The 21,654-nt window shown below is 70.4% G+C and carries 23 protein-coding genes; 14 read left to right on the forward strand and 9 right to left on the reverse strand.

Annotated features, from left to right (window positions below):
- Positions 1-38 precede the first annotated feature (38 nt).
- Positions 39-680 (forward strand): superoxide dismutase, encoded by a 642-nt coding sequence (locus ACWCRD_RS12680; RefSeq protein ID WP_450965862.1) that lies wholly within the window; start codon positions 39-41, stop codon positions 678-680.
- Between the two features lie 192 nt (positions 681-872).
- On the opposite strand, the gene ACWCRD_RS12685 is transcribed toward ACWCRD_RS12680, so the two are convergent.
- On the reverse strand, positions 873-1,034 hold the full coding sequence (locus tag ACWCRD_RS12685) for a DUF397 domain-containing protein (RefSeq protein WP_450965863.1): 162 nt from the start codon (positions 1,032-1,034) through the stop codon (positions 873-875).
- Positions 1,031-1,732, reverse strand: coding sequence for a DUF5753 domain-containing protein (locus ACWCRD_RS12690; protein ID WP_450965864.1), 702 nt, complete (start codon positions 1,730-1,732; stop codon positions 1,031-1,033). The genes ACWCRD_RS12685 and ACWCRD_RS12690 overlap by 4 nt, the downstream gene beginning before the upstream one ends.
- A 97-nt stretch (positions 1,733-1,829) precedes the next feature.
- Here ACWCRD_RS12690 and ACWCRD_RS12695 point away from each other — a divergent pair, with 97 nt between their 5' ends.
- The 3 genes from ACWCRD_RS12695 (at position 1,830) to ACWCRD_RS12705 (ending at position 3,948) form a co-directional block, all read left to right on the forward strand.
- On the forward strand, positions 1,830-1,982 hold the full coding sequence (locus ACWCRD_RS12695) for an ATP-binding protein (protein WP_450965865.1): 153 nt from the start codon (positions 1,830-1,832) through the stop codon (positions 1,980-1,982).
- 190 nt (positions 1,983-2,172) lie between these two features.
- Entirely contained in the window at positions 2,173-2,580 is a 408-nt protein-coding gene (locus ACWCRD_RS12700; RefSeq protein WP_450965866.1) for a hypothetical protein, read from the forward strand.
- 90 nt (positions 2,581-2,670) lie between these two features.
- Complete coding sequence (locus ACWCRD_RS12705; RefSeq protein WP_450965867.1) at positions 2,671-3,948, forward strand: VanZ family protein; 1,278 nt, start codon at positions 2,671-2,673, stop codon at positions 3,946-3,948.
- Positions 3,949-4,107: 159 nt separating this feature from the next.
- Here the strand turns inward: ACWCRD_RS12705 and ACWCRD_RS12710 are convergent, their stop codons facing one another.
- Both ACWCRD_RS12710 and ACWCRD_RS12715 read right to left on the reverse strand, forming a co-directional pair.
- The gene (locus ACWCRD_RS12710) at positions 4,108-4,722 is read right to left on the reverse strand and encodes a histidine phosphatase family protein (RefSeq protein WP_450965868.1); all 615 of its coding nucleotides are present in this window, start codon (positions 4,720-4,722) and stop codon (positions 4,108-4,110) included.
- Positions 4,719-6,158, reverse strand: a complete 1,440-nt coding sequence (locus tag ACWCRD_RS12715; RefSeq protein ID WP_450965869.1) for an FGGY-family carbohydrate kinase — start codon at positions 6,156-6,158, stop codon at positions 4,719-4,721. Before ACWCRD_RS12715 ends, ACWCRD_RS12710 begins: the two co-directional genes overlap by 4 nt.
- A gap of 172 nt (positions 6,159-6,330) precedes the next feature.
- Here ACWCRD_RS12715 and ACWCRD_RS12720 point away from each other — a divergent pair, with 172 nt between their 5' ends.
- The 5 genes from ACWCRD_RS12720 (at position 6,331) to ACWCRD_RS12740 (ending at position 10,237) form a co-directional block, all read left to right on the forward strand.
- The gene (locus tag ACWCRD_RS12720; RefSeq protein ID WP_450965870.1) at positions 6,331-6,486 is read left to right on the forward strand and encodes a hypothetical protein; all 156 of its coding nucleotides are present in this window, start codon (positions 6,331-6,333) and stop codon (positions 6,484-6,486) included.
- A 10-nt stretch (positions 6,487-6,496) separates the two neighbouring features.
- On the forward strand, positions 6,497-7,333 hold the full coding sequence (locus ACWCRD_RS12725) for a DeoR/GlpR family DNA-binding transcription regulator (protein WP_450965871.1): 837 nt from the start codon (positions 6,497-6,499) through the stop codon (positions 7,331-7,333).
- A gap of 42 nt (positions 7,334-7,375) precedes the next feature.
- On the forward strand, positions 7,376-8,398 hold the full coding sequence (locus ACWCRD_RS12730; RefSeq protein WP_450965872.1) for a 2-hydroxyacid dehydrogenase: 1,023 nt from the start codon (positions 7,376-7,378) through the stop codon (positions 8,396-8,398).
- 102 nt (positions 8,399-8,500) lie between these two features.
- Positions 8,501-9,925 carry an FGGY family carbohydrate kinase gene (locus ACWCRD_RS12735; RefSeq protein WP_450965873.1) on the forward strand — a complete coding sequence of 475 codons (1,425 nt, stop codon included), beginning with the start codon at positions 8,501-8,503 and terminating at the stop codon, positions 9,923-9,925.
- Positions 9,926-10,009: 84 nt separating this feature from the next.
- Positions 10,010-10,237 (forward strand): hypothetical protein, encoded by a 228-nt coding sequence (locus tag ACWCRD_RS12740; RefSeq protein WP_450965874.1) that lies wholly within the window; start codon positions 10,010-10,012, stop codon positions 10,235-10,237.
- Between the two features lie 3 nt (positions 10,238-10,240).
- Here the strand turns inward: ACWCRD_RS12740 and ACWCRD_RS12745 are convergent, their stop codons facing one another.
- Entirely contained in the window at positions 10,241-10,906 is a 666-nt protein-coding gene (locus ACWCRD_RS12745) for a mycothiol-dependent nitroreductase Rv2466c family protein (RefSeq protein WP_450965875.1), read from the reverse strand.
- A gap of 136 nt (positions 10,907-11,042) precedes the next feature.
- Between ACWCRD_RS12745 and pepN the strand changes: the two genes are divergently transcribed.
- Both pepN and ACWCRD_RS12755 read left to right on the forward strand, forming a co-directional pair.
- Positions 11,043-13,619: an aminopeptidase N gene (pepN, locus tag ACWCRD_RS12750; RefSeq protein ID WP_450965876.1), complete on the forward strand. Its 2,577-nt coding sequence runs from the start codon at positions 11,043-11,045 to the stop codon at positions 13,617-13,619.
- A 213-nt stretch (positions 13,620-13,832) separates the two neighbouring features.
- Entirely contained in the window at positions 13,833-14,879 is a 1,047-nt protein-coding gene (locus ACWCRD_RS12755) for a hypothetical protein (protein WP_450965877.1), read from the forward strand.
- A 71-nt stretch (positions 14,880-14,950) separates the two neighbouring features.
- On the opposite strand, the gene ACWCRD_RS12760 is transcribed toward ACWCRD_RS12755, so the two are convergent.
- On the reverse strand, positions 14,951-15,649 hold the full coding sequence (locus ACWCRD_RS12760) for a hypothetical protein (protein ID WP_450965878.1): 699 nt from the start codon (positions 15,647-15,649) through the stop codon (positions 14,951-14,953).
- On the opposite strand from ACWCRD_RS12760, the gene ACWCRD_RS12765 reads away from it, so the two are divergent.
- Positions 15,621-15,977, forward strand: coding sequence for a hypothetical protein (locus ACWCRD_RS12765; protein WP_450965879.1), 357 nt, complete (start codon positions 15,621-15,623; stop codon positions 15,975-15,977). The two genes, ACWCRD_RS12760 and ACWCRD_RS12765, sit on opposite strands and share 29 nt — an antisense overlap.
- Before the next feature lie 220 nt (positions 15,978-16,197).
- Here ACWCRD_RS12765 and ACWCRD_RS12770 read toward each other — a convergent pair whose 3' ends face one another.
- The gene (locus ACWCRD_RS12770) at positions 16,198-17,436 is read right to left on the reverse strand and encodes a glycosyltransferase (RefSeq protein WP_450965880.1); all 1,239 of its coding nucleotides are present in this window, start codon (positions 17,434-17,436) and stop codon (positions 16,198-16,200) included.
- A gap of 48 nt (positions 17,437-17,484) precedes the next feature.
- The gene (locus ACWCRD_RS12775) at positions 17,485-17,727 is read right to left on the reverse strand and encodes a hypothetical protein (protein WP_450965881.1); all 243 of its coding nucleotides are present in this window, start codon (positions 17,725-17,727) and stop codon (positions 17,485-17,487) included.
- Positions 17,728-17,773: 46 nt separating this feature from the next.
- Between ACWCRD_RS12775 and pdxR the strand changes: the two genes are divergently transcribed.
- Together pdxR and ACWCRD_RS12785 are read left to right on the forward strand one after the other, a co-directional pair.
- On the forward strand, positions 17,774-19,198 hold the full coding sequence (gene pdxR / locus ACWCRD_RS12780) for a MocR-like pyridoxine biosynthesis transcription factor PdxR (protein ID WP_450965882.1): 1,425 nt from the start codon (positions 17,774-17,776) through the stop codon (positions 19,196-19,198).
- A gap of 210 nt (positions 19,199-19,408) precedes the next feature.
- On the forward strand, positions 19,409-20,248 hold the full coding sequence (locus ACWCRD_RS12785) for a LysE family translocator (RefSeq protein WP_450965883.1): 840 nt from the start codon (positions 19,409-19,411) through the stop codon (positions 20,246-20,248).
- A gap of 168 nt (positions 20,249-20,416) precedes the next feature.
- Here the strand turns inward: ACWCRD_RS12785 and ACWCRD_RS12790 are convergent, their stop codons facing one another.
- Positions 20,417-21,586: a serine hydrolase domain-containing protein gene (locus ACWCRD_RS12790; protein ID WP_450965884.1), complete on the reverse strand. Its 1,170-nt coding sequence runs from the start codon at positions 21,584-21,586 to the stop codon at positions 20,417-20,419.
- Positions 21,587-21,654 lie beyond the last annotated feature (68 nt).

Raw genomic sequence — 21,654 nt, forward strand, 5'->3', positions numbered from 1 at the left:
GCAAGTTACTTGCAATAAGAGTTCCGGAGGGGACCCCCATGCCCGTCTACACGCTTCCTGACCTGCCGTACGACTACTCCGCACTCGCCCCCGTGATCAGTCCCGAGATCATCGAGCTGCACCACGACAAGCACCACGCCGCGTATGTGAAGGGCGCCAACGACACGCTGGAGCAGCTCGCTCAGGCGCGGGACAAGGAGTCGTGGGCGGCGGTCAACGGTCTTGAGAAGAACCTGGCGTTCCATCTGTCCGGGCACATCCTGCACTCGATCTACTGGCAGAACATGACCGGTGACGGCGGCGGTGAGCCGCTGGCGGCGGACGGCGTGGGCGAGCTCGCGGACGCGATCGCCGAGTCCTTCGGGTCGTTCGCCGGCTTCCGGGCGCAGCTGTCGAAGGCCGCCGCCACCACCCAGGGCTCGGGCTGGGGCGTCCTCGCGTACGAGCCGCTGAGCGGTCGGCTGGTCGTCGAGCAGGTCTACGACCACCAGGGCAACGTCGGGCAGGGCTCGGTGCCGATCCTCGTCTTCGACGCCTGGGAGCACGCCTTCTACCTCCAGTACCGGAACCAGAAGGTGGACTTCGTCGAGGCGATGTGGCGGGTCGTCAACTGGCAGGACGTGGCGCGCCGTTACGAGGCCGCGAAGTCCCGTGCGGACGTACTGCTGCTCGCCAACTGACCCCGTGACCCCGTGAAGCGTCCTGCCTCGTGATCGTCTTCTCACCCTTCATGCGGGCAGGCGGAAGGACGGAAGCCCTCGCGAGGACGTGACTCGCGAGGGCCTTCTTTGTGCCATGCGGCCTTTACGTCGTGAGGCCGGAGCAGGTCAGACGTCGAACGCTCCGGCCTTCACGCCCGCCACGAACTCGGCTCATCCACCGGCCGAGTAGAACTGAATGCCACCGTCGCGGTTCTTGCTGTCGCGGACGGCGCGGCCGCCCTCGGCGGTGTGAGCGACTTCTACACAGTCCTGGCCTCCGCCCTGAGAGGCAGTGGACTTCTTGAACGCCGTCACTATGTCCTGGTTCTTCATTCCTCTTCTTTCTCTCCCTCCGGGATCTCCCGCAGCATCCTTCGAATGAACGAGAGGCTCTGGTCCGGAGTCAGGGCGGCGGCCGCAAGGGCCTCGAAGATTCGCGCATGGGTACCCATGTCCGCCGGTTCTTCGAGCACGACCGTGCTGCTGGTGGTGTCGTAAGCGACAGCTTCCGGGCCAGGTTCGGGGCCGAAGCTGAGCATGACGAAGTGAGAGGACAGGTGCGCGGCTCGCCACTCGGACACAGGAAGAACCTGGATCCTCACGTTCTGCCGCTGCGCCACATTCAGCACATGGAGCAACTGCTCACGGTGCGCTTTCCGGGACGGCATAGGTGCTGTGAGCGCCGGCTCCCAGATGACGGCCGCGAATCGAGCGCCGTCCTCCTCGATGAGCTTTCTGCGCATCTGCCTGATGGCGACTGCCTCTTCGATCGCTTCCGGCGAGTGGACCGTCAAGCCCGACCCCAGCAGGGTCTTGAGGTAGTCATCGGTCTGCAGCAGACCGGGAACGAAGAGTGGTTGCCAGGTACGGATATAGGTCGCGTCGGTCTCCAGCGTGATGAAGTCGGCGAAACCAGGATCCTTGGCGACCCAGCCATAATTGAGCCACCAGCCTCGCTTGTTGGCGTCTCGAGCTAGCTGCTCAAGCTGCTGGTACACATCCCGGTCTTCGACGCCGTACAGCTCAAGCATCAGGCGAACGTCACCGGGTCTGGCCGAGACCTGCCCGCTCTTACGCCGCCGCGACGGCGTCCTCGCACTTGGAGTGTCGGACTCGTACCAGTGGCAGATGCCGGAACTCCAGAAGCCCGGCCCTGAAGACCTCGGCGGCCGGGGCCTGTTCCTCGTCGACGCCCTCTCGGAGAGCTGGGGCGTCCGGCCGCGCAGCACCGGCAAGACCGTATGGGCGCACCTGCCGGTCCATCCCAGGGAGCAGCCGTGAGCCTGCTTCACCAGTCCAGGTCACCCAAGTCCCTTGTCCATCCCGCCTGGTGACGCAAGTTCAAACCAGTGGTCAAGGTTTCAAGCACACCATATGATCTTCATCATGGTCGCAAGATCACAGTGCTGGTTGAGTGCGTTGCTCAGCTGCCGCCTCTATTGGCGGGACCTATCGAGAAAGGCTCCACATCATGGCTATCGGCCGCGTCTTGACCACCGCCGCCGTGTCCGCCGCGCTGGTAATCGGGGGCTCTACGGCTGCCTTCGCCGGCACCGGGGGGACCACCAGTACCGAGCTGAGCAACGGCACTCTGTACTTCGAAGTGCACAACGGATCCGTGGTGACCGGCAACTCCAGCCTCTTCTACGGTGCGACAAAGTACACAAAGACCGGCGGCAGTAAGGTGACCGCCTACCTGAAAATGTCCACGAGTGAGGCCGTCTTCACCAGCCCGCTGAAGACAGTGTCGGCGGGGCAGTCGATTTCGTACTCTTTCGGCGGCCAGTCCATTGCAAAGTATGCTCCGGACTGCGATGCGGCGGGTCTGATGGATGCTTCCACGGGCCAGTACTACACGCCGAACATCAGCTTCTGCTGAACCGTCTGGTGATCTCGGGGGAAGGACCCGCCACTGCGGGTCCTTCCCTGTGTCTCTCACCATGTCACTTGCCGTGAAAGGGCCGCTCACTTGATTGACGCGTCCATCAAAGCTGTTCCTGGCCTGTTGTTGTCGTTCGGAGTGCTTGCGCTGATCCTGGCGCTGCCCACAGGGCTGATTGCCCGGATACGGCAGAAGCCGGTCACTGTGCGTGTGCTGTGCGCCATCAGCGTCGCCGGTATCTTTGCGGTGACCCTTCTGCCGACCGACGGTGGCCCTGTCGGGCAGGGCGCCATCTGTGATCTGAGCTCGCCGTTCCCTCAGATGTTCCAGTCATCGAGTGCGCTGCTGAACGTCGCCTTGTTCATCCCGGCGCCGTTCTTCGCTGTACTCGTCTTCCGGCGGCCTTTGACCGTTGCGGCGGTGACGGTCATTTCCAGCGGCGTGATCGAGTTGGTGCAGGCAGAAGGGGCGATGGGACGCTCGTGCAGTGCCACCGATCTCGCCGCCAACGCGACGGGAGCGCTGCTCGGCGTGGTGGGAGCCGCGGCTTGGCTGCAGTTCCGTGGGCAAGCGGGGTGGCTAGGGAAGAAGGACATCTTCTGGGGCATAGGCCTTGCCACGGTCGGGTCTTTGGCCCTGATCGGTGTGTTTCGCTCGTCGGTCAACCCATACGTTCCGGTGTCGGAACGTCACAACGCCGCCGCCGAAGCGAGGGCCCTGGATGGTTCGGACGCTTGGATCACCGGAGCGGCAAGGTATGTGTTCGGCCCGAAGGCCAACATGGGGCCGACAGTGAGCGTAAAGCGGGATGGACGCATTCTGGTGACGGCTTCAACCGACCTCGGAGACATCTCCGGCTGGTGGCCCGACAAGAAACTGGAACAGGCCGCGTTCAAGGACAACAAGGCCGAAGAAGGATCTCTGAACCAGAAACAGGCGGAGTCGGTCGGCACCCGTTTTGCCGAGCGCTGGTTCCCGGATGAAGTCCGCGGCGCGCACCGCAAGGTTCGCGTGAGCGGATCCGGGAGCACCGCCGTCTACATACTCATCTATCGGCGTTACAAGGCGGGCTTGATGATGCCGATGCGGCTGGACATCACAGTGACCTCGGCCGGTCGCATCATGAACTTCACCGCCCGAGCCATACAGGACCCCCAACTGCCGAAGACCACGGTCAGCGAGAGCAAAGCGGCGCAACTGGCCCACCAGTACTCAGGCCGAACGACGCAGGGTGCAGTGCTCCTTGCACAGAATGTCAAAGGCCAGGGATGGCGGCCTGTGTGGATGATGGGCCTTGAGACCAGCGATGTGTTCGTCGATGCAGTCACCGGCCGCCAGATACCCCAGAGCAGTCTGGTCCGTTGACGTGAATCGGGGCGGTGCCGTTCGAGGGTGCTCAAGGGGTGGCCCATGGTCCGGCTGGTCAAGGGGCTGGAGGACATAGCGCCTGGGCCGGAGCCGGTACGAATACGGGGGCGTCTTCGTGTCCGCAGGTTGCACCCCTGAATCGCAGGGACCGCCCGGCTACGAGGAAGCCACGGGGGCATTCAGCGAGATCAGCCCGACCGACCCGGCGCCCATACGGAGTTCCGTGACCGCCGCGTTGCGCAGTTGCGGGAAGACGCGGCGGTAGTCGCCCAGCGGGATGGACAGCAGGTCGCACAGCACCAGTCGGAGCAGGGTGTTGTGGGCGACGACCAGGACACGTCCGCCGTCGTGGGCGGCGGCGATGCGGTGCAGGGCGGCGGCGCCCCGGTGTGCCACGGCCGCCGGGTCCTCGGCGCCGGGGAAGGGGTGGGCCACGGGGTCGGCACGGAAGGCCTCCGCCGCCTTCGGGTCCTCGGCCGCGAACTCGGCGAGCGTACGGCCCTCCACCACCCCGAAGTCGCATTCCCGCAGGTCGGGTTCGCGGCGCGGGGTGAGGCCGAGGGCGCGGCAGGCGGGCTCGGCGGTGACGATCGCACGGGAGACGGTGGACGTCCAGATCGCGTCCACGGGATGAGCGGCGGCCCAGCGCCCGAGGGCCTCGGCCTGGGCGCGGCCGGTGTCGGTGAGGGCGACGTCGCTCACGCCCGCGTAACGGTTCTCGGCGTGCCAGACGGTCTGTCCGTGGCGGGCCAGAAGGAGGGTCGTGCTCATGAGCCTGCAGTATTCCGGTCGAGACGGGCGTACGCGTGTGCCGCCACGGGTGCGGGCAGCCAGCCCCGTGCCGTCAGTTCGTCGACGAGGCGGGTGTACGGCTCGGCGAAGAGGGACGTGCGGTCGGGGTCAGGTTCGAGGACCGTGCGGATGCGGACCATCCGGTCGGTGAGGTCGAGCAGGGAGCCCGCACCCGTCCCGTGCGCCGCCAGTGCCGCCATGCCCAGCGCCGGTTCCGTCTGGGCCGGTACGCGGGCCGGGCGGCCGAGGATGTCGGCGCGGAGCTGGTTCCAGTACGGGCTGCGGGCGCCCCCGCCGGTGAAGGTGAGCGGGCCGTCCATCGGCGCGCCCAGGTGGTGCAGGTAGTCCAGGCAGAGCCGTTCGGTGAAGGCGACGCCCTGGAGCAGCGCGGCCCACAGGTCGGCCTCCCCCTCGGGTTCGCCCAGGACCAGGGCGGAGGCCTGCGGCGCCAGGAACGGGAACCGCTCGCCGGGCGACACGAGCGGGTACGCCACCGCGCCCGAGGGCTCATGGGCGGCCGCCCGTGCGTCCATCGCGGCCGGGTCGGCGCCCGCGAAGGCGGCGGCCAGCACCCCCGCCCCCACACCGGACGCCCCGCCGGGCAGCCAACTCCGGTCCGGTGCACGGTGGTTGTAGACAACGCCCGTCGCATCACGGACGGGGGTGGAAGAGGCGCCCTTGAGGACGAGCGTCGTGCCGAGCACCGAGTTCCAGGAACCGGGCCGCAGCGCCCCGGACGCGATCTGCGCCGCGCAGCCGTCGGTCATCCCGGCGATCACCGGGGTACCGGCGGGAATGCCGGTGGCCTCCGCGGCGGCCGGGCAGACCTCGCCGAGCGGGGTGCCGGGCCGTACGACCTCGGGCAGTTCGGGCGCGCCGGGGAGGTCCGGCCAGGCGTCGCCCTCCACGTCGTAGGCCGTCTTGAGGGCGTGGCTGGAGTCGGTGGGCACCGGACGGCCGACGAGCCGGGCGGCGACGAGGTCGGGCTGGTGGGTGATGCGCCCCGGCCCATGGGTGCGCAGGAGCCACAGTGCCTTCGGCAGCCCCCAGGTGTTCTGCACCATGAGCCCCGCCCCCCGCAACCGCTCCGCCTCGGCCCAGGCCCGCCCGTCGTCGTACATCAGCGCGGGGCTCACCGGCCTCCCCGCCGCATCCGTCAGCAGCACGGTCCCGGACGTCCCGCACACCGCGAGCCCGCCGATACGGGCAGGCCGTTCCCTGAGGGCGGCGCGGGCCGCCGTGCACACCGCCGTCCACCACTCCCCCGGATCCTGCTCGTGCCGCACCCCGTCACGCACCCCCGCCAGGGGGGCCGAACCGGCGCCGAGGACCGTGCCGTCGGCGGCGACGAGGAGCACACGGACGCTCTGCGTGCCCAGGTCGATCCCCAGCCACGCCTCGCCCTCGTATCCCATCCGGACCTCCCACGGATCGCGACCCAGGATGTGAACTTCTCACTCTGCACTGAGATTTTCGCCTGCGCGAGGGATTGACGGCCATCTTCCGCCGTTACACCCTCGGTTAGCGAGTCGACTCGACGTGTGAACCACACGGCGCACCGGGCCCCACCCCACCCGGAGGTCACGGATGGACACGCACGTGCACGACCACCGACACCTCCCCCCGCAGGCGCGGGCCGACACGGCCGGGCTGCGGTCCGACGATCCGGTACGGCTGACGGTCCGGCCTGAGAACCTGCTGCTGTTCGAGGTCGGCGGGCCCCAGGGCCCAGGACGAAACTGATCGGGACACGATGAGCAGCAGCAACAGCAGCGGCAGCGCACACCTGCAGGGGCCCGCGGCCCGGCAGGCCGCCATGGCCGAACAGGTCCTGGCCACCGGTTCGGCGACCGCGGCCGAGCTCGCCGAGCGGTTCGGGGTGAGCCTGATGACCATCCACCGGGACCTCGACGAGCTCGAACGGCAGGGCCTGGTCAGGAAGTTCAGGGGCGGGGTGACCGCCCAGCCGTCGGGTGTGTTCGAGTCGAACGTGCAGTACCGGCTGAAGGCCATGCGGGCGGAGAAGGCCGCCGTCGCCGAGCAGGCGCTGAGGTCGATAGAGCCCGGCATGGCGATCATGCTGGACGACTCCACCTCCACCCTGGAGATGGCCCGCAGGCTGCGCCTCGGTGAGATAACCCCGCTGACGGTCGTCACCAACTTCCTGGAGGCGATCAATCTGCTCGCCGACCAGCGGGGCATCCATCTGATGGCGCTCGGCGGCGACTACGACCCGCTGCACTCGTCGTTCCTCGGGGTGTCCTGCGTGGAGGCGGTGCAGTCGCTCCGGGTGGACGTGTGCTTCGCGTCGACGTCCGCCGTGCACGGCGGTTACGCCTACCACCAGGAGCAGCACATCGTGTCGGTGAAGCGGGCGATGCTCGACTCGGCCGCCCGCAACGTCCTGCTGATCGACCACACCAAGCTCGCCCGGACCGCCCTGCACCGGGTCGTCCCGCTCTCCCGCTTCGACCTGCTCCTCGTCGACGACGGAGCGTCGGCGGAGGCTCTGCGGGACCTGGACGAGCACAAGGTCACCTATCAGGTCTGCGTGACGAGGGGCGGCGATGACCGAGCTGGAGCCAAGTGATCTGTGCCTCCGGGCGCGCCCCCGAGACAGGAGACCCCTGCGATGAGCGAACCCTTGCGTGTCGTCGCCGCCGGCGACCACTTCATCCTGCCGTCGCTCATCACGGCGGCGGTGCGCAATGAACTCGACTGCGAGGTACGCGAGTTGACCCTCGGCTGGCCACTGGAACCCTTCGGTCCGGTGGCCGAGGTGTCGGAGGCCAGCGACGCCGAGGACGAGCTGATCGACGCGCTCGCGGGGGCGCAGGTACTGGTCACCCAGATGGGGCCGGTGACGGAGCGCGTCCTGGACGCCTGCCCGGACCTGCGGCTGGTGGTCGTGTGCCGGGGCGGCCCGGTCAACGTCAACCTGGACGCGGCCAAGCGGCACGACGTCCGCGTCTGCTTCGCCCCCGGCCGCAACGCCGCCGCCACCGCCGAGTTCACCGTAGGCCTGATGCTGGCTGCCCTGCGGCGCATCCCGCAGGCCCACAACCTCCTCGTCGGCGAGGGGAGTTGGCAGGGGGCGACGTACTACACGTACGAACACAGCGGACTGGAGCTGGAGGACCTGCCGGTCGGGCTCGTCGGTTACGGGGCTGTGGGCAGCCGGGTCGCTCGGGCGCTGTGTGCGTTCGGGGCGCAGGTGATGGTCTACGACCCGTATGTGCGGGGCGAGATCCATGGGCTGCGGGTGTTCTCGCTGGACGAACTTCTGCGGCGGTCTCGTGTGATCACTCTGCATGCGCGGCTCACCGACGAGACTCGGGGCCTGATCGGTGGGCGCGAACTGGGCCTGCTGCCTCGGGGGGCCGTGGTGGTGAACGTGGCGCGCGGGCCGCTGCTGGATCAGGACGCACTGTGCGACGCCCTGGAAAGCGGTCAGTTGTCGGCGGCGGCGCTGGACACCTATCAGCAGGAGCCGGTGCCGGAGGGGTCGCGGCTGTTCCGGTTCCGCGACCGGGTGGTGATGACGCCCCATCTGGGCGGTGCCTCGCGGGCGGTGGCGGAGAAGGCTGCGGGGATCGCTGCCGCTGAAGTGGGGCGGTGGGCGAGGGGGGAGCCCCTCGCGCACGCGTTGACGTGAGTGCCTCGAATGACCGTCGTTTGTCTGCCGCGCCGTTGTGGCTGATCGCGCAGTTCCCCGCGCCCCTTGAGGGCGGCTCCCGGACCGCAAGGAGAGAGCGCTGTGTATGTCGGGATCGACGTAGGTACGTCCATGGTGAAGGCCGCCGCGTTTGACGGTGAAGGGCATGAACTTGCCGTTGAAGCACGGCCCGTAGGTCTCGCCCTGCACGGCGGTGTCGTCGAGCAGGACATGGAGGAGGTGTACGCGGCCGTCGTCGGTGTGTTGGAGGCGTTGACCGCGCGGGTGGCGGAACCGGTGGAGGTCGCCGGACTGACCGGGCAGGGCGACGGCGTCTGGCTGGTCGACAAGGACGGGCGGCCGGTTCGGGCCGCTGCCTCCTGGATGGACGGGCGGGCGCATGAGCTGCTCGATCAGTGGCTGGCGGACGGGACCTTCGAGACGGTGTTCCGGCGGACGGGGAGCGCCATGTTCCCGGGGTGTCCGGGGCCGCTGCTGGCCTGGCTCGACCGTTACGAGCCGAAGTCCCTCGACGCGGCGGCCACTGCCCTGTACTGCAAGGACATGGTGTTCCGGCGGCTGACGGGGGCGCCGGTCACGACGGATGTGTCGGACGCGTCGATGCCGTTCCTCGATCCGCGGACACGGACGTACGACAACCGGGTGGTGGAGCTGCTGGGGCTGACCCACCGCCGTGGGCTGCTCGCTCCCGTGGGGGATCCGATCGCGACGGCCGAGGCGCGCGGCGAGGGCCTGCCGGCCGGGACGCGGCTGGCCAACGGCCCGTACGACCTCCCGTCGTGCGCACTCGGTGCGGGTGTCACGACCCCCGGGGACGGTCTGCTCATCGTCGGCACCTGCCTGGCCAGCCTGGTCGCCACGACCGATCTCGACCTGACCGGCGAGCCGGCCGGCCTGTACATCTCCACCGACCGTCCCGGTCACTGGCTGCGCGCCATGCCCGCGATGGTCGGCACGGCCGCCCTGGACTGGGTGCTGTCGACGACCGGTGTCCACCACGAGGAGGTCGACGGCCTGCTCGCCGGGACCCCGCCGGGCGCGAACGGCGTCCGTGTCCTGCCGTACTTCGCCCCGTCCGGCGAGCGCGCGCCGTTCGTCGAGCCGCGTCTGCGCGCCGAACTCACCGGTGTCTCCCTGGAGTCGACGAAGGGCGACCTGATCCGCGCCACCTGCGAGGGCATCGGGTACGCCGCCCGTCACTGTCTGGAGGCGGCGGGCCTCACGGGCTCGCTGGCCGTCTGCGGCGGGGGTACGCGCAGCCCCGCCTGGATGCGGCTGCTCGCCGATGTCCTGGGGCGGCCGCTGCGGGTCGTCGAGGGTGAAGTCGGGGCGCGGGGTGCGGTGTTGGCGGCGGCCGAGCGGTACGGCGTCACCCTGGACGCGGGGGCGTGGACCGAGCCGACGGCGGTGGTGGAGCCGGACGCGGGGCGCGCGGCGTACTACGCGAAGGCGTACGAGGACCATCTGGCCCGGCTCGCACAGGCGCGGGGAAGGGCGCGGGCCTGAACGACGCACCACCGGGACCCGCCGATTCCGGGGGCGCGTTCGCCGCGTCCGCGCTGTACTACCGGTGATGGCGAGGAGGCGCTGATGTTCTTCAAGGACAAGCACTGCCCGACCTGCGGGGGCAGCGGCACCCAGGTGTTCAGGCCGCTCAACGGGAAGGAAAGGCCGACCGTCAAGCCGGAGCACCGCCGGCTGACCGACCTGTGGCGCTGTACCGCCCCGGGCTGCCGGTGGTACCAGCGCTGGAGCAAGCAGAGCGAGGGGGGCCGGCTCCCGGAGGAGCTCAAGAATCCGGAAGCCGACCCTGGCTGATCCCTACAGGTTGCTGAAGTCCGGGCCCTTCGTGCGCGTCCGCTTGATCTCGTAGAAGCCGGGGACCGAGGCGACCGCGACCGTGCCGTCCCACAGGCGGGCGGCTTCCTCGCCCTTCGGGGCCGGGGTGACGACCGGGCCGAAGAAGGCGATCTGCTCGCCGTCGGGGCCGGGGACCGCGATGACCGGTGTGCCGACGTCCTGGCCGACCTTGTCGATGCCCTCCTTGTGGGAGGCGCGCAGCTCGGCGTCGAACTCGAAGTCCTTCTGGTCGAAGTACTCGATCAGGTCGGCGGGCAGGCCGACGTCCGCCAGGGCGCCTTCGACGGCCTCGCGCGTCGGGCCCTGGCCCTCGTTGTGGATACGGGTGCCGAGCGCGGTGTACAGCGGGCCGAGGATGTCGGAGCCGTGCTTCTGCCAGGCCGCGGTGACCACCCGGATCGGCTGCCAGGCCTTGGTCTCCAGCAGCTCGCGGTACTCCTCGGGCAGCTCGTCGAGCTTGGGCTCGTTGAGCACCGCGAGGCTCATGATGTGCCAGCGGACCTCGATGTTCCGGACCTTCTCCACCTCCAGCACCCACCGGGAGGTCATCCAGGCCCAGGGGCACAGCGGGTCGAACCAGAAGTCGACGGGCGTCTTCGCGGCGGAGCTGCTCGCGGTCTCGGACATGGCTCTCCTAGGAAAAGCGTCGTTTCATCCCGCAACAACAGCCCTCCCCGTCCCCATTCCCGAGTGCCCGGTGTCGGACCCCCATGGCAGGATCAGCCTGTCCACATACCGAACACCAGCCGAGGGAGCACTGCCCGTGCCCGGTGAGAACCTGACCCGTGACGAGGCCCGGGAGCGGGCCGCCCTGCTGTCCGTCGACGGGTACGACGTGTCCCTCGACCTGCGTACGGCGGTGGGGGAAGGGGACGGGGACGGTCCGCGCACCTTCCGGTCCGTCACCACGATCCGCTTCCGCAGCAACGAACCGGGCGCCGCCACCTTCGCCGACCTGATCGCGCCAAGTGTGACCTCCGTCTCACTCAACGGGAGGGATCTCGACCCCGGTGAGGTCTTCGACGGCTCCCGGATCCTCCTGGAGGACCTCGCCGCCGAGAACGAGCTGGTCGTCGACGCGCAGTGCGCCTACTCCCGCACCGGCGAGGGCCTGCACCGCTTCGTCGACCCGGAGGACGGCGAGGTGTATCTGTACACCCAGTACGAGCCGGCCGACTCCCGCCGGGTCTTCGCGAACTTCGAACAGCCCGACCTCAAGGCCCCCTTCCGCTTCGAGGTGCGGGCGCCGGAGGGGTGGACGGTCTGGAGCAACGGGGTCGGCGAGCGGGCGGACGGGGTGTGGAGGTTCGCGGAGACGAAGCCGATCTCCACGTACATCACCTGCGTGGTGGCGGGGCCGTACCACTACGTCACGGACTCCTACGAGCGGACCTTCGAGGACGGTACGCGCCTTGAGATCCCGCTCGGCGCCCTGTGCCGCAAGGGTCTGGCGCCCTACTTCGACTCGGACGACGTCTTCCTCGTCACCAAGCAGGGCCTGGACTTCTTCCACGACCACTTCGACTACCCGTACCCCTTCGGGAAGTACGACCAGGCGTTCGTCCCCGAGTACAACCTGGGCGCGATGGAGAACCCGGGTCTTGTCACCTTCCGCGAGGAGTTCATCTTCCGGGGCAAGGTCACCCGGGCCTCGTACGAGAGCCGGGCCAACGTCATCCTGCACGAGATGGCGCACATGTGGTTCGGCGACCTGGTCACCATGGTCTGGTGGGACGACCTGTGGCTGAAGGAGTCCTTCGCGGACTTCATGGGCACCTTCGCAGGCGTCGGCGCGACCCGCTTCACCGACGCCTGGATCACCTTCGCCAACCGCCGCAAGGCCTGGGCGTACCGCGCCGACCAGCTGCCCTCCACGCACCCGATCACCGCCGACATCCGCGACCTCCAGGACGCGAAGCTCAACTTCGACGGCATCACGTACGCCAAGGGCGCGTCGGTGCTCAAGCAGTTGGTGGCGTACGTGGGGCAGGACGCCTTCCTGGAGGGCGCGCGGCGCTACTTCAAGCGGAACGCGTACGGCAACACGCGCCTCGGCGATCTGCTGTCGGTGCTGGAGGAGACCAGCGGCCGGGACATGGCGAGCTGGGCGCGGAAGTGGCTGCAGACGGCCGGGGTCAACTCCCTCACTCCGCAGGTGCTGTTGGACGCGGAGGGCAGGGTGGACGAACTGGCGGTGCTGCAGGAGGCGGCGGAGTCGCACCCCGAGCTGCGGCCGCACCGGGTGGCGGTGGGCCTGTACCGGCGCACCGGGGAGGGCGCCCTGGAGCGGTACGCGCGGGTCGAGGCGGACGTCGACGGTCCCCGTACGGTCGTGGCGGAGCTGGCGGGCGCTCAGGCGCCGGAGCTGGTGCTCGTCAACGACGACGACCTCACGTACTGCAAGATCCGCTTCGACGACACCTCGCTGGCCACCCTGCGCGAGCACCTCGGGTCCATCACCGATCCGCTGGCCCGCGCCCTGTGCTGGTCGGCGCTGTGGAACCTGACCCGGGACGCGCTGCTGCCCGCCGCGGACTTCGTGGACCTGGTGACGCGGTTCGCGCGCCGCGAGTCCGACATCGGCGTGCTGCAGATGCTGCACGCCTGGGCGAACTCGGCGCTGGTCAACTATGCGCCGCCGGCCTGGCGGCCGACCGGTGAGCGGCTGCTGGCCGAGGTCGCCCTGCGGGATCTGCGGGCGGCCGAGCCGGGCAGCGAGCAGCAGCTGGCCTGGGCCCGTTTCCTCGCCACGGTGGCGGCAGGACCGGACGAACTGGCGCTGCTGCGCGGCCTGTTGGACGGTACGGAGAAGGTCGACGGTCTTGAGGTGGACCAGGAGCTGCGCTGGGCGTTCCTGGAGCCGCTGGCCGCGCACGGGGCGGCGGACGAGTCGGTGCTGGCGGCCGAGCTCGCCCGTGACGACACGGCGTCGGGCAAGCGGCACCAGGTCCGCTGTCTGGCCGCCCGGCCCTCCGAAGCGGTGAAGGCGCAGGCCTGGGCGCAGGTGGTGGAGTCGGACGCACTGTCCAACGCCCTGGTGGAGGCGACGATCGCCGGCTTCGCGCGGCCTTCGCAGCGGGAGCTGATCGCGCCGTACGCCCCGAAGTACTTCGCGGCGATCGAGCGGGTGTGGCGGGAGCGGTCGATCCAGATCGGCATGGACGTGGTCCGGGGGCTGTTCCCGTCCCACCCGACGGAGCAGGGCGCGCAGGTGACGCTGGACGCGGCGGACGCGTGGCTCGCGGCCCACGAGGACGCGGCGCCTGCGCTGCGCAGGCTGGTGCTGGAAGCGCGCGACGATCTGGCGCGGGCGCTGCGGGCCCAGTCCGCGGGCGCCTAGGCCGCGAGCCTTGGCCAACGATTGATCCGCCCGTGACCGTTACGGAATCCGGTCAATAACACCCGTAACCCCTGGTCCGACCCGAACGGACCAGGGGTTTTGCCTGCCCTATCGGCATCCGAACAAGCGTCCTTTAGTGCCACCTTGTCCGTTTTTGTCGACGAGCGTGTAACAGCGGTTAGAGGGGGGTTCGAGCGCGGGAAACCCCCCGGCATGAACCACAACACCCCTCTCCCCCCGGCCTCCCCCCGCCCCCTGCGCCACCTCGCCGAGGTGCACCGCCGTGTGCTGACGACTGCTCAGCTCCGGGCGCACGGCGTCTCGTCCGCGGAGATGACCGAGCAGTGCCGCACCGGCGGCCCCTGGCAGCAGCTCCTCCCGGGCGTCTTCCTCCTCCACCCGGGCCCGCCCACCAGCGAGGAGCGGCTGCACGCGGTGCTGATGTACGCGGCGCGCGAGTCGACCCCCGGAGTGCCGACGCAGCCGGGCGCGGAGAGCCCGCACCGGCCGGTCTACGCGGAGGCCATGATCACGGGCCTGGCGGCTCTGACGCTGCACGGCTTCACGTCCGCGCCGCCCCTGCTGTCGCTGGAGAAGATCGACGTCCTGGTCCCCCGGCTGCGCCGGCTGCGCTCGGCGGGCTGCGCCCGGGTCGTCCGCACGCCCACGCTGCCGACACCCCAGCAGGTGACGGGAGTTCCGATCGCGCCGGTGCCGCGCGCCCTGGCCGACGCGGTGTCGGAACTCGCGGACGCGGGCGCGGTACGCCGGCTGCTGACCGAGGCGGTACGCGCCGGGCACTGCGAACCGGCCTCGGTGGTACGGGCGTTGAACCAGGCGAAGCTGCTCAGCCGCCCGCACGTGGTGGACGCGGTGGACTCCCTGCTGGCCGAGGGCCGCGCCATCGCGGAGGACCGGCTGTACCGGATGGTCCACGACTACGGTCTGCCCGACCCCGTCTGGAACGTGGACCTCCGCCTGCCGGGCGGCCCCCACCTCGGCGGCCTCGACGCGTACTGGCCGGAGCAGGCGGTGGCAGTGGAGCTGGACACCCGGGCCCCACGGCAGGACGAGGACGCCCTGTGGTCCGAATACGCCCGCAAGCGGGAGCACTTGGAGCGCCTGGGCATCACGGTCGTCCACATCACCCCCAAGAAGCTCCGCGAGTCGATGGAGCAGCAGGCGGCGGTCGTCCGCACGGCCCTGATGGCCTCCGGCGACCGGGAACCCGCCGCGTATGTCGTGGTGCTGCCGCGGTAGTGACGGACCGGGGCGGGACCAGGAGGGGAGAGGAGGGGCCACCGGGTGCCGGTGGCCCCTCCTCGTGCGGGTCAGGAGGCCAGCGGCTGTGCCTGTTCCGGCTCGGGCACGAGGTCGTACGGGTCGCCGTGGGTGCCCTCGTCCAGGTAGGGGAAGCAGCGCAGGGCCTCGCGGGCCGCGACGTGCGCGGCCTCGATGACCCCCTCCTCGGTGCCGGGTGCGACCACCAGCGACACGGGGACGGGGTCGACCGGCGGGTAGCACTCCGCCGGGGCCTTGCGCAGGCCCCACAGCTCGTTCGCGTTGGCCGGCAGACAGGTGTTGCCGAGCCCTGCGCAGATCGCGGCCCGTACACCGGGCAGGTCCGGGCCCTCGTAGACGCTCCGCCAGGGGAGCCGGCCGACCGGCACGTCCGGGAGCCAGGCCAACACGGCCAGCGCGGTGACGAGCGCCAGCGCGGCCATGCTGCTGTCGGGGCTGGGCACGGCGGGTGCGACGGCGGGGCGCCTGAACCTGCTGCGGCGGGGGCCGGTCCGCTGGGGCCTGGTGACGACCTTCGGTCTCTTCCTCGCGGCGTACACGATGTACACGTACCTGTCCCCCATTGCGCACCGGGCAACCGGCTTGGGCAGCGTCAGCAGTGTGAGGACCGCCAGGAAGCCGGCGATGAGCAGCAGCACCGTCCGTAGCACCTTCGCCAGGGCATGCTTCTTCAGCACCGAGCCGATGAGGCGCCCGCCCGTGAATCCGCCCGCCCCGAACACGACCATCGCCTTTCCGCTCCTCTTCGCCTTCGGTCTGGCCTGGTGGTCGGGCGCCATCAGCCGGCAGACCCGCCTGGCGGGCCTGGCCCCCGAGCAGCGCTCCCAGGCTCTGGGCCTGCACTTCTCCGCCCAGTTCCCGGGCGTCGCGGTCGCCGGAGCCCTCGGCGGCCTGACCCTGTCCACGGCAGGCGCGGCCGGAGTCCCCGCGGTCGCAGGCGCAATCGCCCTGGCAGCGCTGGTGAGCGTGCGCCAGGTCCTGCCGCCGTCCCGCGGCGACGCCCAGGCGACCGAGGCAGCACCGGCGGCCGTACGGGGATCGACACGGGTGGAGTGACCATCACCACGCCGAGGAGGCAACAGCCGGCGCCCCGAAGCCGGGCCGCCGGAGTCCCTCCCCCGTGGCGCCCAGCCGGCGCAGCTGCGGAAGTGCCTGCTGGGGCGACACGGGCGGCCGCGGCGCACTGTGGCAATACCCCCCAGCCGACACACCCGCGGGCAGTCATGCCGCCTGGGGCGGCACGGGTGGGAGAGACGGCGCGCGTCCGCCGCTGAGGTCAGGCCCCCGGTCGCCACTCCTCACCTCTCAGCGCGGCCCCGGAAGGGCCCGGCCTCGTGGCAGCCCCCGCGGCGACCCGGTCGAGGAGGGTGGCGTAGGACGCGATCATGCGGGTGCGGCTGAAGCGTTCGCGGCTTGCGGTGAGGGACGGGGTGAGGGCGGTGCGGGACGCTGCCGCTTCCGTCCAGGCCCGGGCGATCGCCGCCGGGTCGGGCGGGGTGACGAAGCCGTGGCCCGCCACGATCGCCGCGCTGTCGCCGACGTCGGTGGCGACCGGTACGGCGCCGCACATCATGCCCTCGACCAGGCACAGCGGGGCCGCCTCGCCCCAGGCGGAGGTCAGCGCGACGACGTCGGCACCGGCGTACACGGATTCCATGTCGTGTCGGACGCCGAGCAGGTGGACCCGGTCCGTCAGCGTCTGCTGCGGTCCGAATGCGGTCTTGATGTCCGCTTCCAGCCCGGGGTTCGTCGATGTCATGCCCGCGCCGCACATCAACACCTGCCCGTCGGGCTGCTGCTCGAGCCACGCCCGTGCCGCCCGCAGGAACAGCGGGACGTTCTTCATCGCGTCGTAGCGGGCCGCGAAGACGACCACCGGTGCCGCGGCCGGGATCTCCAGGGAGGCCCGCAGTGCCAGTCGCCGGGCCGGGTCGGGCCGGAAGCGCAGCAGGTCCACGCCGTTCGGGATGACGTGCAGCAGCTCGGCCGGGATCCCCGCCGCCTCGTACGCGGCCCGCGTCGACTCCGCGCAGCACACGCACGCCACCACCCTGCCGTCCGCGATGGCGGCCTTCAGTTCGCCGAGGGCCGCCCCCTGGTTCTCCGGGTCGGAGCGGTGCAGGCAGACCACGACGGGGCGGCGCGGCAGGCCCGCCTGGTTCAGCAGGCGCAGAGGCTGTTCCTTCAGCGAGAGGATCACGTCCGCGTCCGCCGTCGCCCGCGCGGTGTCGGCCAGCTCCGGCCCGGTGAAGGTGGCCGGATCGCCGGTTGTGGGAAAGACCCGGCCCAGGGAGGTGACGCCCACGCCCGCCGCGGTCAGCGAGCGGTAGCAGGCGTCGTCCTCCATCCGCTGCCGGGTGGCCTCCCGGTGCACCTCGCCATGGAGGCTCAGCACGCGATGCTGCTGGTCACCCTCCTGAAGTCCGAGTACGACGTCACTGTGAACGATCCGGGCCCCGCCGGAGAAGAAGCCCTCGTAGACCGAGAGCACGTGCAGTCCGCGCCTCGTGGGCATACGACCACCCGCCTTGCACAAATCGAGCCATCCCCCGTGAAGTGCGGGTTAGCCGATATGAGGCGGCATGGACGTTTCGTACGGATGAACTAGGCGTCTCGTGTCCGAGTCGGCTGAATTACCGGGTGGTCTTTCGAAGCGGGCCCGCAACCGGCGCAGCGCGCGCCGCACGGGCGGGGAGTCGTCCGTGACGACCGGCGCGTCCGGTGTCGCCGACAGGACGCCCGCCTTGGTCTGCCAGTCCTCGAAGACTCCGCGGAACAACTGATGGGTCTCAGGTACGTCCTTCATGCACTCGAAGCTACTGAGAAATGGCTCGCTGCTACCGTCCAATGGCATGCGGGAATCACAGACCAATCCGGCGGGCGATCTCCTGCTCCACCTCGGGCAGGACGCCGACGGGCCGCTGCACGAGCGCGTGAAGCGGGCGCTGCGTTCGGCGATCAGGGACGGCAGGATCGAGGTGGGCACCGCCCTGCCGCCCAGCCGGCAGCTCGCCGCCGACCTCGGCTGTTCGCGCTGGGCGGTGACCGAGGCGTACGGCCAGCTGGTCGCCGAGGGATATCTGGAGGCCCGGACCGGCTCCGCGACCCGGGTGCGCTGGTCGAACAGCGACAGCGACCGCTCCATGGGGCGCGCGCCGCAGCAGGCTCCGGTGGCCCGCTACGACCTGGCTCCCGGCCTGCCGGACCTGCGGGCGTTCCCGCGGCGCCGCTGGGCCGACGCCGTCCGCGCGCAGACGACGACGGTGGCGTTCACGGAGTTCGGCTACCCGCCGCCGGGCGGCCACCCCCGGCTCAGACGGCTGCTCGCCGAGTACCTGGCCCGCTCCCGCGGTGTCTCCACGAGCCCCGAGGACGTGACGGTGTGCACGAGCGTGACCGACGGGGTGCGCCGCTTCTGCCAGGCCCTGCGCGCCCGCGGCATCACCGCCGTCGGAGTCGAGGAACCCGGCTGGACCCGGCTGCGCGAGGTGATCCGTGCCGCGGGCCTGGACGTCGTACCCGTCCGCGTGGACGGCGCCGGCCTGCGCACCGACGAGCTCGCCGGACACCCCGGGCTGAGGGCGGTGCTGGCGTCCCCGGCGCACCAGTTCCCGCTGGGCACCGTGCTCGCCCCGGAGCGGCGCGCGGCCCTGCTGCGCTGGGCCCGCGAGGTGGACGGCGTCGTACTGGAGGACGACTACGACGCCGAGTTCCGCTACGACCGCCGACCGGTCGCGAGCCTGCAGGGCATGGATCCGTCCCGGGTCGTCCTGTTCAAGTCGCTCAGCAAGATCCTCTCCCCGGCGCTCGGCATCGGCTGGATCGTCGCGCCCCCGCGCTGGACCCGCGAGCTGCACGAGGCCGACCAGACGGCAATCCAGCCCCCGCCCCTCGACCAGCTCGCCTTCGCCGACCTACTGCGGTCCGGCGCCTACGACCGCCATCTCCGCGCCTGCCGCAAGCGCTACCGCAACCGCCGCGACACCCTGGTCCGGGCCCTCGCCGACCAGCTGCCGTACGCCCCGGTCTCCGGCGTCGCGGCCGGCCTGCATCTCTTCCTGCGGCTGCCCGCCGCCGTGGACCCGGCGGCCGTGGTCCGGGCGGCGGGGGCCCGCTCGCTGCGCGTCGCCGACCTCGCCGCCTACCACGCCACCGAGGACCATGCCGACCACGGGTTGGTGCTGGGGTACGGGAACCTTGCGGACGGGGCGGTGGAGGAGGCGGTGGGGCGGCTCTGTGCGGCGATCGACGAGTGCCGGGCGGGGAGCGGCCGTTGAGGGCAGGCGGCCTCAGCCGCCGCGAACCCCGAGCCGCAGCAGTCTGTGGCCGGCTCGTCGAGCACTACCTGCTTGGCCTCGCAGACAGTGTGGGACCGCCATCTGGCGGCCGAGCCCGTGCCGGTCCTCCTTGGGCCTGAAACGCGCGCAGTTGACCGACCGGGGCGGTATACCGCTGGTCACCGAGCCGACCCCGGCCGACTCGCTGCCTTGACCACCTCCCTGGGACCGCTGCCACAGCGACCCCACCTGAGCCTGGACGCCGACTACGACCACCGCATCGTCCACCAGGACCTGGCCGAGCAGAACATCACCGTCCGCTGCCTGTCCGGCGCGGCTGGTATCCCTACCGCTGGGACCGCCCTGGCGGCACCCGCATCCGTTGATCTACGCTGCCCGTACATGGGAGCCGCATCTGCATTCTGGTCCTTCGCCGTGGTCGTGGGTCTGCTGACCCTGACTCCCGGCCTCGATACCGCGCTGATCCTGCGCACGGCGGCCCTGGGGCGACGCCGTGAGGCATGGGGCGTCGTGCTCGGCATCCAGACCGGAACACTGGCCTGGGGAACCCTGAGCTCCCTCGGCATCACAGCCCTGCTCGCGGCCTCGCGCACCGCCTACGACGCTGTACGCCTGGCTGGTGCCGCATACCTGCTGTGGCTGGGCACCCTGATGCTGTGGAACAGCCTGCGCCGACGCCATGGTGCGGTGAAGCCCGACCCTGCCGAGGAGAAGCAGACCGGCCCGGTTGCCGGGCTGGCGGCAGGCTGGCGACGCGGAGCGCTGACAAACGTGCTCAACCCCAAGATCGGCGTGTTCTACGTCGCCGTCCTGCCGCAGTTCATCCCGGCCGGCGCGCCGCACCTGGCCATGGGCGTGGCACTGACCTTCGTGCACGTCGCAGAGGGCTTGATCTGGTCGTCGATCCTGGTGGCCTTCGCACAGGTCCTGCGCGGCTGGCTGCGGCGCCCCATGGCCCAGCGGGTGCTCGACCGGATCACCGGCACGGTCATCATCGGCTTCGGCGTGAAGCTGGCCGTCGGCGACTGACCACGGAATCCAAAGAGCCGCCCCGGACACGCCCCGCGCGGTGGCAAGTCGGGCGCGGACCGTCTTGAACCCCACCGGCCCCGCCCTGCTGCCCCGCACAGCGTGGACGACCTTCGTCACCCACCTGCGCGGGACAACAGCCTGAGCCAAGTCAATCCGACCGGCAGGTCACTTGCCGCAGAACTCCGCCTCGATCACCGCATCGCTGTCCCCCGACCAGTCGCCGTTGAAGTTGAACGCGAGCGAATGGCGGCCGTCCTCCGTGGTCACCGCCACGGACGTCGAGCCGTGGATGCCGCCGTCGTGGCCCCAGACGTGGACGCCACAGGACAGGGTGCGGTCGATCAGGGCCAGGCCGTAGCGGGCGTGGGGCGCGTCGCCGGCCTTCACCGTGGTCTTCATCTCCTTCAGCTGCTGTGCCGGGAGCAGCCGGCCGCCGAGCAGGGCCGAGTAGAAGCGGTCCAGGTCGGCGGAGTCCGAGATCATCTCGCCCGAGCCGTACGCGATGGCGGGGTTCAGCGTCGTGACGTCGTATGTCGGGCCCGTCGTCGAGTCCGCGAGCTTGGAGTAGGCGCGGCTGCTGGGCTGCGGGACATTGACCCGGGTGCCGGGGACCGAGGTGCCGGTCAGGTGGAGCGGGTTGATGATGCGGTCACGGATTTCGTCGCCGTACGGATTCCCCGTGACCTTCTCGATCACCATCGCGGCCAGGAGGTAGTTGGTGTTGGAGTAGCTCCAGGAGGTGCCCGGGGCGAAGTTCGGCTTGTGGGACATCGCGATCGCCAGCAGGTCCGCCGGGCTCTTCGGGTCGTAACGGTGCTTGAGGAACCCGTCCTTCAGGAAGTACGTACGGGCGAAGGTGTCGTCCTGCGTGTAGTTGAAGACCCCGCTGGTGTGGTTGAGGAGCTGGCGGAGGGTGATGGCACGGCCGTCGTGTCCGTGGCCCCGGACGACTCCCGGCAGCCACTTCTCCACCTTGTCGTCCAGCGACAGCCGGCCCTCCGCCTCCAGTTGGAGCAGCACAGTGGCCACGAAGGTCTTGGTGATGCTGCCGACGCGGTAGCGGTCGTGGGGCGAACGCGGCCGGCCCGTCTTGAGGTTGCCGACGCCCGCCGTCGTCGACCAGGTGCCGTGCGTGTCCTTCGCGGTCAGGGTCACTCCGGGGATGCCGGCCGCCACCGCGGCCTTCACGGCCTTGCGGGTCGCGTCGTGGTCGGCGGCGCCTCTGGCGGGCGTGGCCGCGATCGCGGGGGCCGCGAGGGCAGCGGACAGCGTTACGGCCGCCGCCGCGACCAGGGTCGTACGTACGCGTGTGGTCGTGCTCGTGTTCGTGTTCATGGCGTCTCTTCCCCCATCTCGTGCTCTGCATGGAGCTGAGTTCGGTCGGGGGAACAGACCCGGCCCGC

Source organism: Streptomyces sp. NPDC002092 (assembly GCF_053593775.1).